Source organism: Paenibacillus nasutitermitis (assembly GCF_014641075.1).
In the GTDB taxonomy this organism is placed as follows: domain Bacteria; phylum Bacillota; class Bacilli; order Paenibacillales; family Paenibacillaceae; genus Paenibacillus_Z; species Paenibacillus_Z nasutitermitis.
The window spans coordinates 36,954-50,625 of sequence record NZ_BMHP01000008.1; the positions used below are offsets into that span (position 1 = coordinate 36,954).

Sequence of the window (13,672 nt, forward strand, 5' to 3'; positions counted from 1 at the left end):
TGCATAAAAAGAAGGAATTTCAGGATAAGAGGTGGTAAACAGGGGGATGGGACGTTAAACCGTTTTAACAACTTTTTATGGCTTTCATAAGAAATATAGGGATAGAAAAAGCCTTCTGTCCTGCCTCAAGTGGCAGAACAGAAGGCTTTCCTTCCTTTAATAAAGTAAAATCGATTAACGATTATTGGTACCGATGGGCATTCAGGGAATTATTGGTGCGGAAGGCGTCATAGGCGCGAATATCACGCTGCGCGTCGGAGTCCACCATCACCAGAATTTTCCCGCTGTTCACGTAGCCGTCGTATTCTTTCGCCTCATCCTCGGGAATGCCAAGTCCCACCAATCCTCCTACGATTCCGCCAGCGCCTGCGCCAACAGCCAGCCCTGTAAGAGTAGCGGCAATAGGACCTGCCGCAAGGATCGGGCCGATACCCGGAATCGGAATCAGGAACAAGCCCGCCAATAACCCGGTCACGCCGCCGACGACACCGCCTGTTGCCGCACCTGTCGCAAGTCCTGCCGCCGCTTTGGTATCCGTCTCCTCGGAAACCCCATCCACAACATCATGATTTTTCGCTACAATAGAAATATCGTCAGAGGAATAGCCCTGGCTTTTCAAATCGTCGATCGCTTTCACTGCTTCTTCATGAGTACTGAACACGCCTACAATTTTCTTTTCCATGGTTAACGCCTCCTAATGGTATTTATTTCCTTGTTTTATCAATCGTCCAGTCTAATTCCATTTACACCCGAGAACGCAGCTTCAAACAACCGCCCTCTTCTAAGCCCAAGCAAAAAAAATCGTGCATCACCAGGGCCGCCCGCCTGGATGCACGATTTTTTGGGTTTTTTTAAGATCAATTACAGCTTTGCGATCAGCTGGGCAGCCTCCGCCCGGGTGGCAGATGTTTGAGGAGCAAATTTGTTGTCTCCTTTGCCGTTAATAAAGCCTAAATAATGGGCACCATTCACATAATTGATAGCCCAATCACTAATCAAATCACTATCGTTAAAACCGGCCGACTGAACCTCATCCAGGGGCACGCCTGACAAGAACTCATAGGCTTTCATCAACATCGCAGCCATTTCCTGCCTCGTTACCTGTTCGTCAGGAGCGAAGGTCCTATCCGAACGGCCTTGAATAATCCCCGCTTCGAATGCAGCTGTCACCGCATCTGAATACCATTTGGTTGGAGATACATCTGTAAATGTGCTGTCTGCCCGCGCTGTCAGGCCAAGCTTCCGGGTCAGAAACGCTGCAAATTCAGCCCGTGTTACCTGCTGATTGGGAGCAAAAGCCGTTTCACTGACCCCACTCAATACATGCTGTGCCGCCAACTGCTTAATAGCGGATAAGGCCCAGTGGCTGGCATTCACATCATCAAAAGACTTATCAAATTCCAGTACGGCATAGGTGCCAAAACGGTCGATTTGCACCTCCAAAAATCCATCCTGAAGCTTACCCGCGATAAACTCCAGCTCACCATTATCCCCGATAAAATAGACGCCGGTCAGCTTCAAATTTGCCTCCGTTGCGATTTTGAGTTTGAGTGTCACTGGCGTTTCAAGCTTGCTCAACCTTTGTTCTTTACCATCCTTGGTGATGATGGAGAGATCAAAATTATAGAAATCCCCTGCTGATTGAAGACCAGTATTCTTCAGTCGCTTCTGAGCGTTAACCAGCATCTTCTCGGCTGTTTCCTGATTTACCTTATCCGAAATAAATGAAATCTGCGCATCCTCCAATTCTTTGGCGGTTATAAGGCTTTTTAGTTTCTCAAGAAGAGATCCCGGTATGGTTGCATTTAAATCCCCGTTACGGAAGGTGAGCGTATTATTACTAGAAAGATCGGAAGCACAAGCCGGGAGTAATTTCTGCTTGTCCTGCGTACCCATTGAAATGTCTAGAGTGCCTGATTCTTTATTTGTATTGTCAGCGATAGCCGCACATGGCGCTGGCTTAGATTCAACAACCGGAGGCGGTGTTATGACGATTCCACCCCCTCCCCCCCCATTATTGCCACCATTGCCATTGTTTGTGGAGAGTGGAATAACATCCATTGAAGCTTTGGGAGACTCATTGCCCGCTTTATCGACTGCAGACAGACCCACCTTATAGGTCTTGCCATTGATCAGGCCAGTCAAGTTATAGCTTGTAGCCGCAATCGGACTACTCGTGAGCAGTACCCCTTCCAGATAAACGCGATAACCGGCCAAATCCGACTCGTTATTGGCCTCCCAGCCCACTTGCGCCTGAGCATCACCCGGGGTAATCTTGAGTCCTTCCGGCTGTGCCGGCGGATAAATATCGCCATAGACAAGCTGCCAATTGTCATATTTAAAATGATAGACATCGTTGTTACGGTAGCCGTAAAAAGCTGCATGCAGCTGCCCTTGTGTCGAATAAACATCCGGAATCCTGATTTCTTCTCCCGCGCTTGTCTGGGACATGCGCAGCGTATAGGTTTGCGTTGTGCTTAAAAATTCATTGAAATGAAAAGCATAAATGTTATATTTCACCGAATCCATCGGATTTGTATAAGCAGTTACGTAGACAGTCGAGACAGGAATAATCGATCCATCCGAAGCGACCACTTCGAAATCTGAGGCGATAACAGGACCTGAATTACCCGGGGACCCTCCCGGAAAATTCGGTTGACCCGGAATAAAAATGCCACCAGGCGGATCGATTTCATCATTGGTTGCAGACATGCCGCCAGGCTCAACCGTTAAACCTGAAATACGCTGCATAGGCTCCTCAGAGCCGGTTACGTCAGATAAGGAAAAAGACAACTCGGATCTGCCAAAGTGCTCCGGGATACTCCCATCAGAGGCTTGCAGCAGCCGGAAAGAAAACAATTCGTCGCCTTTTTGAAGATAGGAGCCTTTGGGCTTATAGTTGAAGACCGGGTTAAACAAATCAAATGCGCTGCCGATTCTGCCTGAAGCAATCGTTCGGGAGGCAGACTCTACGCCAGCCCAATTTACAGTAGCAACCGCATACTCATGGGTAATATCCAGATCGACTCCATAAAGACTCGCAAATATGTCATCCTTTGAGGCAAATTTGATAAATACATTATCTTCATAAATATTGTATCCCTTTACATTGGGATCCTCGACTTTTGTCCAGAAAAGTGCCAAAAGGCCAACTCTGTCATTGATACTGATCCCCGAAATGCTAAGACTGGCGGGAGCGGGTAAGGGAGCATTATTAAATGTATAGAGGGAGGAAGTGACTAAAGGCGTCACCTCTGACTGCACATTATCCGTCACCAGCAGCCGGTAAGGGTTGAAACCGCTACCAATATTGCCAGTAACATTGTAGTAGTAGGAATCCGAGTTTTCCACTGTATACGCCTGACCGACGACTGACGATAGATCAATGTTGGTATTCCCCGAATCCATGCTCAGATGAACCGTTGGCTGATCCGATTGAATCGTTCCAGTGATCGATCCGCTGCCTGAGTCATACACGACTTTAATAAAGCTTGCCGCATAAGATAGTACCGGAAAACAGAGGCTAAGCAGCATACTGGCAAGAATAATTGTACTCCACTGATATAAAGACCGACGATTCATTCATGCTCCCCCCAAATATTCCTATTTTATCCTTCTATTTTAAAAGCTATCTATTAGAAATACAATAATAAAATAGTTCTACAAGCCTATTAATTCTTGTTTTTTTGAAAAGGAAAGTCCCGGAATTGGTTAGACGTTATTCCAGCTCCTTCCCGGTACTTTTTTTGGTTAACAGCGGCTTATTACCCCTTCTGGTCTCGTTCATCCTCCTCGTAATTGACCATAGAAAAAAACCTGCCGAACTGGCAGACCTTGTATAACCGCAGCTGCGACCCCAAACATAAGAAAGGGATACTTCAAAGTGAAGTATCCCACCTCCTACATATAAGAGTTCGCAAAGCTTACGCCAGTGCCTGCTTGAGTTCTTCCGGCGAGCGGTCCCACCATTCTTGATTATTGGCGATCAGTAGACCCCGCAGTGCCGCTTTCTCCTCCGCGCTAAGCTCGCTTAGCACGAAACGGCGTTTGATCGCATAATCCAGATTGTTCACATGCTGGGCGAGAATCTTCCAACCGCGGCGCGCCTCTGTATCCACCAGCATCGGACAAGCCGTCGCTCCCGCGTAATAAGAACCTTCCTCACTTCTGTCCACCGCAACCCAAACGATCCAGCACAAGCGCCCGTTTGGAACCAGCTCCTTATCCGGACTGAACTTGATGCCTTTCTCCACCTTGCTCTTGGCATGCATGGCGCCCACATCGATATAAGCCTCGCCTTGATCGATAATGACGCAGGATACCGCACTAAGATCGATGGTACCCGCACCAAATCCCCGGTGCTCCTTGTTGCTCACCACATTAAGCGATAGCTGCCTCTTCTCTTTCTTCTCCGGCGCAGGTGCCGTCTGGTCCGGTGTCTGACCTTGTCCTTGATCCTGTTCGGTCATCTGTGGTTCCACTCCTTCTCTGATGCCAGTATATGATGCCCGTTGCAGTCCCGGGCTTTCGGCGCATGATCATTTGAATTGTTTTGTGAATCCCGCGTCCGACAAGGCTTCTTCGCCTGTCCACACATTAATTCTATTTTAGCTAATAATCCGGGAAAAGCCAACATATACATGCTGTAGATGCTTGTCAACGGGAGGGAATGGTTCAATGACGCCACGTCACGCCAAACGTTTGCTGCTCTTTGCAATAGCTGCCGTCCTGCTCGGCGTGAGTGCCCAGCATGGATTCGGGGATGCCTGGACTTCGCAATATACGTATGCTTTTGCCCCCGACAAACCCAATACAGCACCCAAGATGACACCGCCCCGTCCCAGCGCACCCGAACCCGATTCGGTGATGCAGCCCGGACCGGAAACGCTCAGCAAGAGAGTTGTGGAATACCAGATCGATGTGCGGCTGGAGGAAAATACCCATACGCTGCAGGGCACGCAGACGATCACTTGGACAAACCCGGGCAGACAACAGGTGTCCGAGCTATATTTTCATCTGTACCCCAATGCCTTCCAGTCCAAGGAATCGACGTTCATGCGCGAATCCGGAGGAAAGCTCCGGAATGACAAGGCTACGGAGGCCAGCCTTGGCTATATGCGCATCCATTCCCTGGTGACCAGCGAGAATGACAGTCTGCTGCCAAGGCTGCATTATGTACAGCCCGATGACGGCAACGAGAAGGACCAGACATTGGCCAAGCTCCGCCTGCCGCAGCCGGTAGCCCCCGGAAAAAGCGTCACTCTGAAAATGGGCTTCGAAGTGAAGCTGCCGGAAGTCTTCGCACGGATGGGCTACATGGGGAATTTTGTGATGGCCGGCCAATGGTTTCCGAAGCTTGCCGCCTATGAAACGGTCGGCACCCGGGGGCGAACGACGGAAGGCTGGAATGCCCATCAATACCACGGCAACTCCGAATTTTACAGCGACTTCGGCATTTACAGTGTGAAGATCAACGTTCCATCCACCTACAAGGTAGCCGCAACCGGCTTTCAAACCAAACCCACCGCGGCTGACAAAGACCGCAAAGTTTACTCTTTTTATGCCGATGATGTGCATGATTTCGGTTGGAGCGCTTCACCAGATTTTGTTTATGTGGAGGAGCCGTTATCGACAGCCAACATACCCGGCGTCCGGATCAAGCTGTATCTTGACCCGTTGCATGCCAAATTCAAGGACCGCTACATGCATGCAGCCAAGTCCGCACTGGCGAAATATTCGCAGTGGTACGGCGCTTATCCCTATTCCACGCTGTCGATCGTTGTGCCTCCCAAGGGCGGCAACGGCGCTGGAGGAATGGAATACCCGACGCTGATTACTTCCTTTGCCGCCGAGACGGACAATCCCGGCTATGACCTGGAGCGCACGGTTGTTCACGAAATCGGCCATCAGTACTGGTACGGCATGGTCGCCTCCAACGAGTTCGAGGAAGCCTGGCTGGATGAAGGCTTCACTTCCTATTCCGAGGACAAGGTGATGGAGAGCGAATACGGGGTTGCCCCCAATCTTCCTGTGGAAGCCAGTTATATGACCGCCCCCGCTCCGCTCAAGCAGCTTTCCTGGTCCTACCAGAACCATAATCATTATGCGGAAAATGTGTACATGCGGGCCAAGCTTGTCCTGTTCGGCATCGAGAAACAGGTCGGCGCAAAAACGATGAGCAAAATTATGCGGACCTACTTCCAGAAATATAAATTCAAGCATCCCACTACAGCGGATTTCCAGCATGTTGTGGAGCAGGTGACAAGAACCAAGTGGAATGATTATTTCAGCCAGTTCGTATACGACAAGCTGATGTCCGATTATGCGGTGGAATCCATTGCGGTCAAGCCGGTGAAGGTAAACGGCGAAGCGAAGATTGAATCGACTGTGCTGATCCGGAAAAACGGCGGAAGCTTCGGCCCTGTGCCGATCATGTTCAAGTTTGCCGACGGCACAACGCTGCAGAAGACCTGGGATGCGGGAGAAAAGCATATTCAATACAAGATGGTTCACAGTTCTCCTCTGCTGTGGGCCTCGATTGACCCGAAGAATGAGAATGTGCTCGACAACAAGCATATCAACAATTTCATGAAAGCCGAGCTTCCGGAGAAAACAAGAACACGCTGGAGCATCGGCTTCACCAAGCTGATTGAGGGAATCTTCACCTCCTTGGCCTGGTAGTGCCTGCCCCTGTTACATGCCTCGCGGACTAATAATATTTTTTAAAAAAAAGGAGGTGAAGGCTCGCATGAACCATCATGTGAAGCAAGGCTGGCGGCTGGCCATGAAGCATTTCTATATCATTATCATGTTGTTTCTGTATGAGCTGCTGTGGGGCTTCTTCCTTTACCGTGCGGTTGAAGGCATTATTGTTCCACTGCTGAAGCGTTACCCGGACAGCGCGCCTTCAGACGGGGCAGTCAACCTGTTCCTGACGGAGGCGCAATTCCAGCTGCTCAAAACCGATCTTATTCGTCCCTATATCTGGCTATTCGCCATACTCCTGGCGGCCCGCATGCTCCTGACGCCCTTTCTGAATGCCGGATTGTTCCACTCTCTCCATCATTCCCATGACGCTGACGGCACTAAATTTCTGCAAGGAATCCGAAAATCCTGGAAGCCGATCGCGCTGCTTTACACCCTTGAGACTGCCCTTGCTCTGGCGCCGGGTATCTGGCTGCTGCCCAAAGCGCTTGCTGCCCTGCTTAGCAGCGGCAGCCTGGCGGACCTCACCCACATGGCGGGACCCTGGGTCTTTGGTTGGCTGGCATGGGTCTTGCTGCTGCATCTGTTGTTCCTTGCCATGCAGTTCGGGGTTGTGGCAGGAACGAGCCCGGCACGCTCGTTATGGGGTGGGATGCGGCATTTGCTCCCCCTTGCCGGTATATCATTGCTGATGTGGGCGATTGGCATGGCGCTAAGTCTTACGATGGCATCCGCTTCCATGATCTGGGCCGGATTAATCGCACTCATCCTGCATCAAAGCTATCATCTTATCCGCACGATTATGAAAGTATGGACCGTTGCCTCCCAGTATGAAGTCTGGCATTCCAAGCAAACTTGACCCCGTCAGCCACTTATCCTCAAAGTTATCCACAAGTTATCAACAATTGGTGAAACCGCTGGACTGCGGTCAGCAAGAGGCTCCTGCCCAGTGAAATGGTTTCATTTTCACTCACTCGGGTAATATCGTTAAGCGCAGCAAGGAGCGCTATAAGCCGCAAAGGAGCGATGCACCATGTCTGATAAAGGTCTCAGCGATAAAATCAAAGGCAACGTGAATAAAGTCAAAGGCGAAGTCAAAGATCAGATCGGCAATGCAACGGACAATCATTCCCTTCAGGCTGAAGGCAAAGTCGATAAGGCAAAAGGTGCCGTTCAGGAGAAGATCGGGCAATCAAAGAATAAACTTTCCGATTAGCGTTGAATGTGCATTTTCATAGAAGACAACAAAAGAAACCAGCGGTACGTCGCCTTCATTTTGCCGGCGGTGCTGGTTTCTTTTTTGCGATTCTATAAATAATATTAGAAAGAAGGATCAGCCGCCTGTGTGCGGTCGATCCTTTTTGTTGTATGATGAGGACATCATGCGGTCGGTTTATGTCGATAAAGCAGGAAAAAATGGAAAAATTCACTGAATCAGGCTGGACTTCAGTCATAGAATGGCGTCCAGAACCAACCGGCAACTGATGCCGGAAGTCCTTACCTCTTATTTTGCAATATGATTACGAGACGAGTTGTCAAAAAGTTTCACTCTAATAATTCTAATTTGTGAACAAATAGTGAACTTGGAAGGAGATTCGCTAAAAAAACAGAATTAGTATGCCAGCATGAAAAAATTGCCGAATTCCCTTAAGTGGGAAGCGGGGGAACCATCTTGGGTGAATTGATCCCGACATTCGCTGCAACGAATGTCAGAGGGCATCATAGGGAGCCTTCAACCGAACCCCACAGCTAACCTCGCAGGCACCGGAAGGGGTAACAATTTTTGAAAAAAGCTTCTGCACTCCTCATCGGTCTAGCATTGATGCTTTTATTCCAAGCTGGAAGCGCTCTTGCAGATTCCAAAATGGACGGAGTTATCAGTGATGTGATCGGCGTTCCCTACCTGACAGCAGGGACAACAACCAAAGGATTCGACTGCTCCGGATTTACGATGTACGTGTTCAAGAAACTCGGCGTCTCCATCCCGCACGCATCCTCCTCCCAGTCCAAGTTGGGTAAGAAAGTTGCCAAGGACGACTTAATCGCTGGTGATCTCGTATTCTTTAATACGAACGGTCGAGGCATTTCGCACGTCGGCATTTATGTTGGAGATGGCAAGTTTGCTCATTCCTCCTCCAGCAAGGGCATTACCATTAGTGGCCTCAGTGACTCCTACTACATTAAACGCTATGTTACTGCTCGCCGAGTAATGAGCCCGGAAACATTTGAGAAATATGCTGACGAACCGTCTGATGAAGTGGTTGACCAAGACGCTGCTTGATTAGTGGGGAGATCAAAAAAAAGCACTTATGCAACAGCCGCAGGTACTTGTCCGTATGGACAAGCGTCTGCGGTTTTGCATTTTCATCGGGTGTATGAATAGGGAGTTAAACAGGGATGTATTTATATATTCACCGCAAGGACCTGCGTTTAAACAAGCTGCCGGCATTTGATGCCACCAACCGGCGCGGCGGCCCCGGCATTCATCTATTGTTGTTCGACCCGCTGCTGATCGGAGGAGGGCGCCTGGACACTCACAGCGGTAAAACATTTCTACGTGGCGCAGCCCGCCTGCACAGCTCGTACCGGGAAGCCGGACAAACTCTCCATATGCTGTACGGCGAACCGGTCGAGGTTGTGCAAGCGCTGCTTGCCGCTCATCCTATTGCGGGGATAGCCATGCAGGCCGATTATACGCCATATGCCCGGCAGCGGGACGACCGGCTGCAGGCCACTGCCGAAGGCCTCGGCCGGGGATTTATAGCCTATAACGACGCGCCGCTTGTGGATCTGGCTGATTTCCAACATTTCACAGGCCGATCCGGGCCGTATAAGGTGTTTACGCCCTTCCACCGCATGTGGGAGTCATACCTCCGCCAGTTCTATGTTCCGTCCAAGGACGTATCCCCTGCCCGTCTGGAAACGATCACGACGATCGACCCGGCAGCCGCCGCGCGCTTCTCCCTGCCTCCCGAACTGGCGGCGGCCTTGGAAGGCGCCGGTGCTGAAGAAGCCAGGGACAGGCGGGGACCATCCGGGAGACTGGCTGACTTTATGGAGAAGCGGCTGGAGAATTACGCGCAAACGCGCGATGATTATGCGCTGGAAGATGGAACGAGCGGACTCGCCCGCTGGCTGAATAGCGGTGCTTTATCCGTGCGTGAAGTGTATGAAGCCGTGCATCACGCGGCGGATTCAGCCGCTTGGGTCCGCCAGTTGGCCTGGCGGGATTTCTATCTGTATCAAGCGCGCTTTAACCCCGACTATTTCGCTTATGAACAGCAGTTTGACCTCTCTGCCTTGAGCGATGAACACTTTGCCGCCTGGGCGCAGGGAAAGACAGGCATTCCGATTATTGATGCAGCCATGACCCAGCTGCGGGAAACGGGCGGGCTGCCGAACCGACTGCGGATGATCACCGCGATGTTCCTGACCAAAAATCTACTCTGCCCCTTTACGAGCGGCGAGGACCATTTCCGCTCCATGCTGGCCGACTACGACAATACGCAGAACCGCGGCGGCTGGCTGTGGAGCTCCTCGCTTGGTTACGATGCGGCCCCTTATTTCCGGATCATGAACCCCGTTACCCAGTCGCAGCGATATGATCCTTCCGGCAGCTATATCCGGCGCTGGCTGCCGCAGCTTGCCCATCTTCAGGGCCGCGCCATTCATGAGCCGCAGCCCGATGCCATCGTGGACCTGAAGGCTTCAAGAGCGCGGGCTATCCGCGTATACAAAGAGATTCTGGGAAATGCCCGCGAGCTGCAGGATCCGGATTCGTCCCCATGAATCGCCAAAGTCGCAAAGCAAAAACCGTCAGGGAAGTGTACCCTGACGGTCCTTTGGATGCATAATAACTTTTTCGGCCAAGCAATCGAAAAGCGCCTGACTTATTTGAATTGGGGTAAATAGCCTGCGTGCTCCTTCAAGATGTCATCCAGCACCTGTTTGGCTTTGTCGGCAGAACCGACAAGCGGATGAATCGTCAGCGCCTGCAGCGCCATGCCGTAATCGCCGTGAACGGCAGCCTCGACCGTCAATTCCTCATAAGCTTTGACAACCTGCAGCAGACCGCGGATTTGCGGGCCGATCGGGGTCCGCGGCTGCACCGGACGCGCACCGGACGCGTCGATGACCGCATTCATCTCGACGCAGGCGTCGTCCGGCAGACAGGGAATGGCACCATTGTTGCGGATATTGACGGTTTGAATGTCTTTGCGGTCATTATGGATCGACGTCATCAAACTGACGGCAACTTCAGAATAATAAGCCCCGCCGCGCTGCTCCAGCTGCGGCGGCTTAACGCTCAGCTGCGGGTCTTTATACAGCTCGAACAGCTCCGCCTCCACGCGCTTGACAACATCGGCACGGGTCGTGCCCTCCTTCAATTGCTCATTCTGATGTTCCAGCATTTGTTCGGTCAAATAGTAATACCGGTGATAGCTGCACGGGAGCGCGCCCAGCGAGTGCAGAAATTCGGAATCCCAGCCGAAGTCGGGGATGTTCTTCATCGTAAGGCCGCCCGCACCGGCCGCTTTGCTCAGAAGCGCTTGCGTTACGTCCGTGCCGTCGACCGCAACCCTCGTTGTCCAGTTCAGGTGGTTGATGCCTACTATCTCCACATCGACCCTGGATACCTCCACCTCAAACAGCCCGGCGATTTGCATGCGGGTACCGATCGGCAAATTGCATAATCCGATCGTCTTCACCCCACCGTATTTCAGCACCGCTTCGGTAACAATTCCCGCGGGGTTGGTGAAATTGAGCAGGAATGCGTCGGGAGAAAGCTCACGGATATCGCGGCAAATATCGAGAATAACCGGAATCGTGCGCAGCGCTTTGGCGAATCCCCCCGCACCGGTCGTCTCCTGACCGATCAGGCCGTAAGCCGCCGGGATACGTTCATCCAGCGCCCTGGCGTCAAGCAGTCCGACACGAAGCTGCGTCGACACGAAATCGGCGCCGCGCAGCGCTTCCCGGCGGTCCAGGGTCAGATGGACGTCGATCGGCAGTCCGGCTTTCGCAATCATCCGTTTGGCGAGCGCGCCGACGATCGCAAGCTTCCCGCTTCCCGCTTCGATATCGACCAGATACAGCTCTTTAATTGGAAGCTCATGATAATGCCGGATGAACCCTTCCACAAGCTCAGGCGTGTAGGAAGAACCGCCGCCGATAACAGCAACTTTCAACTCTTTTTTGGTCAATTGTCGTAGCCTCCGTATCCAATGAATTTGTGCGCCATTTCCGCGCTTACAGGCATGTTCATCCGATCCATGGCCAACATCACAGAACCGTACACCGGCTCCATCTCCGGTATATTCAACTCATACGACATATTTGCCCGCGTAAGCGTAGCTGAAAGCTCAGCCAGCAAATGCCTGTTCCGGCCTTTCTGCAAAACGCTTCCGATCAGCACCACCGGGACGGTCTGATCTTCCATGCCAAGCCGGCGAATGACGGAGATCGCGGATAACGCCAATTCGCGGCCCGTCTGGCGCAGCAGGCTGCTCGCCAGCTCATCTCCTTCGTCCGCCGTTTGATGGAGCACCAGCGTCAAGTCCCGGGAGACCTCATAGATATCCCGGTCCAAATAATCGTTCCACATCTCTTCCATCGACCGGTACCCCAAATAGTGCGGTACCGATTCGGTCAGCATCGACGGAATGTCGCGAAGCTCCCACGACCGGACAGCCGCCCGGAAGGTGCTCTCCGCCATATCGCTGCCACCCGCAGCATCGCCGTAGAGATAGCCGAACCCGCCGGTTTGCACCGTCGCCCCGCCGGCGTTCCTTCCCGCCGCATTGGTGCCCGTGCCACATACAAGAACGACGCCCGTATTGTCCGGACTTCCGATCCGCAGTCCTTCCATCGTGTCGCATACCAGATCCCACTGCCGGAATGGCAGCGTGGCCAGTGCAGGACGCAGAAGGCCGAAATCTTTATCCCGATCCGCACCCGCCAATCCGAATTGTACAAAATCGATGTCCTCCGTTGTCAGTCCCGCCACCGCCAGAGCTTTGCCGATGGAGTCCTGTATATGATGAAGCGCCGTTTGAAGCCCTACCGATTGATGATTGCCGGCTCCGGAAAGACCTACTCCGAGAAGCCGCCCCTCCTCATCCACCGCAACAGCATGCGTCTTGCTTCCGCCGCCGTCCACTCCGATAATCACCGCCATACCGCATTCACACATCCATTTCCTGTATCGTTCGTGCGCATAGCTCCGCCAGCGGTCTTCACTCGACCGATATGGCGAATACGCCGCTAATTTTCTTCATCTCCGCGATCATTTCATCCGGTTCCATCGATATGGGAACCACGACATGAAGCCGCACTTCCACATGATCCGGCTCCTCCAGGGGAAACCTCTTTTCCAGCAGCGTCATCTTTTGGATCTTAATTGAGATGTCGTTCAGACGGGCGGTGAGACAGCCCAGAAAATCTTCCCTGGCCGCAGCCTGAATGGTGAGCCGTCTGATTTTTTTACTGCGCAGAAAACGCCGTTCGATCTTGTTGAATGCCCACAAATTGACCAAAACAAGAGCAGTCCCGCTCACCGCCGCAAAATAAAAGCCTGCTCCGATAGACAGGCCGATCGCTGCAACTACCCATAATGAAGCTGCCGTCGTCAGACCTGTTATCGCTTTCCCCGTAAAAAGTATCGTACCTGCGCCAAGAAAGCCGATGCCGGTAATTACCGCCGTAGCCAGTCGCGCAGGATCGATCCGGACGTTCGTCTCGCCGACGAATTCCGAGAATCCGTAGATGGACAGCATCATTATCAGGGCTGAGCCGAGACAGACAAGAATATGCGTCCTGAACCCTGCCGGGTGATGATTATGCTCCCGTTCGAAACCGATGGCGCCTCCGAGCAGAACCGACAACAACAGACGCACCAGAATGAGGCCGTTGCCGATTACCCATGGGTTGTTCATTGCATCTTTCCCCTCTCAAGCCTGCGCGGAAA

At 52.1% G+C, this 13,672-nt stretch carries 10 protein-coding genes, 1 pseudogene and 1 riboswitch; of the genes and pseudogenes, 5 read left to right on the forward strand and 6 right to left on the reverse strand.

Annotation, left to right across the window (positions count from 1 at the left end):
* Positions 1 to 184: 184 nt before the first annotated feature.
* The 3 genes and pseudogenes from IEY46_RS31085 to IEY46_RS31095 form a co-directional block, all read right to left on the reverse strand.
* Positions 185 to 682 (reverse strand): annotated as a pseudogene (locus IEY46_RS31085) (general stress protein); the annotation flags it as partial.
* A 179-nt stretch (positions 683 to 861) separates the two neighbouring features.
* Positions 862 to 3,582, reverse strand: coding sequence for an S-layer homology domain-containing protein (locus tag IEY46_RS31090; RefSeq protein ID WP_188998733.1), 2,721 nt, complete (start codon positions 3,580 to 3,582; stop codon positions 862 to 864).
* Positions 3,583 to 3,923: 341 nt separating this feature from the next.
* Positions 3,924 to 4,469: a YwhD family protein gene (locus IEY46_RS31095; RefSeq protein WP_188998735.1), complete on the reverse strand. Its 546-nt coding sequence runs from the start codon at positions 4,467 to 4,469 to the stop codon at positions 3,924 to 3,926.
* Positions 4,470 to 4,677: 208 nt separating this feature from the next.
* On the opposite strand from IEY46_RS31095, the gene IEY46_RS31100 reads away from it, so the two are divergent.
* The 5 genes from IEY46_RS31100 to IEY46_RS31120 all read left to right on the forward strand — a co-directional run bounded on the left by IEY46_RS31100 (position 4,678) and on the right by IEY46_RS31120 (position 10,494).
* Positions 4,678 to 6,681, forward strand: coding sequence for a M1 family metallopeptidase (locus IEY46_RS31100; RefSeq protein WP_188998737.1), 2,004 nt, complete (start codon positions 4,678 to 4,680; stop codon positions 6,679 to 6,681).
* 67 nt (positions 6,682 to 6,748) lie between these two features.
* Positions 6,749 to 7,564 (forward strand): hypothetical protein, encoded by an 816-nt coding sequence (locus IEY46_RS31105; RefSeq protein ID WP_188998739.1) that lies wholly within the window; start codon positions 6,749 to 6,751, stop codon positions 7,562 to 7,564.
* 174 nt (positions 7,565 to 7,738) lie between these two features.
* Positions 7,739 to 7,921 (forward strand): CsbD family protein, encoded by a 183-nt coding sequence (locus IEY46_RS31110; RefSeq protein WP_188998741.1) that lies wholly within the window; start codon positions 7,739 to 7,741, stop codon positions 7,919 to 7,921.
* A gap of 409 nt (positions 7,922 to 8,330) precedes the next feature.
* A riboswitch (cyclic di-AMP (ydaO/yuaA leader) is annotated at positions 8,331 to 8,484 on the forward strand.
* Positions 8,485 to 8,488: 4 nt separating this feature from the next.
* A complete protein-coding gene (locus IEY46_RS31115; RefSeq protein WP_229750666.1) occupies positions 8,489 to 8,986 on the forward strand; it encodes a C40 family peptidase in 498 nt (165 codons plus the stop codon).
* A gap of 116 nt (positions 8,987 to 9,102) precedes the next feature.
* Entirely contained in the window at positions 9,103 to 10,494 is a 1,392-nt protein-coding gene (locus IEY46_RS31120) for a cryptochrome/photolyase family protein (protein WP_188998744.1), read from the forward strand.
* Positions 10,495 to 10,595: 101 nt separating this feature from the next.
* Here the strand turns inward: IEY46_RS31120 and IEY46_RS31125 are convergent, their stop codons facing one another.
* From IEY46_RS31125 to IEY46_RS31135, 3 genes are read right to left on the reverse strand one after another with little or no spacing between them, the layout of a single operon-like run.
* Complete coding sequence (locus IEY46_RS31125; RefSeq protein ID WP_188998746.1) at positions 10,596 to 11,909, reverse strand: 6-phospho-beta-glucosidase; 1,314 nt, start codon at positions 11,907 to 11,909, stop codon at positions 10,596 to 10,598.
* Positions 11,906 to 12,883: an N-acetylglucosamine kinase gene (locus IEY46_RS31130; protein ID WP_188998748.1), complete on the reverse strand. Its 978-nt coding sequence runs from the start codon at positions 12,881 to 12,883 to the stop codon at positions 11,906 to 11,908. Before IEY46_RS31130 ends, IEY46_RS31125 begins: the two co-directional genes overlap by 4 nt.
* Before the next feature lie 58 nt (positions 12,884 to 12,941).
* Entirely contained in the window at positions 12,942 to 13,640 is a 699-nt protein-coding gene (locus IEY46_RS31135) for an MgtC/SapB family protein (RefSeq protein WP_188998751.1), read from the reverse strand.
* Positions 13,641 to 13,672: the final 32 nt, after the last annotated feature.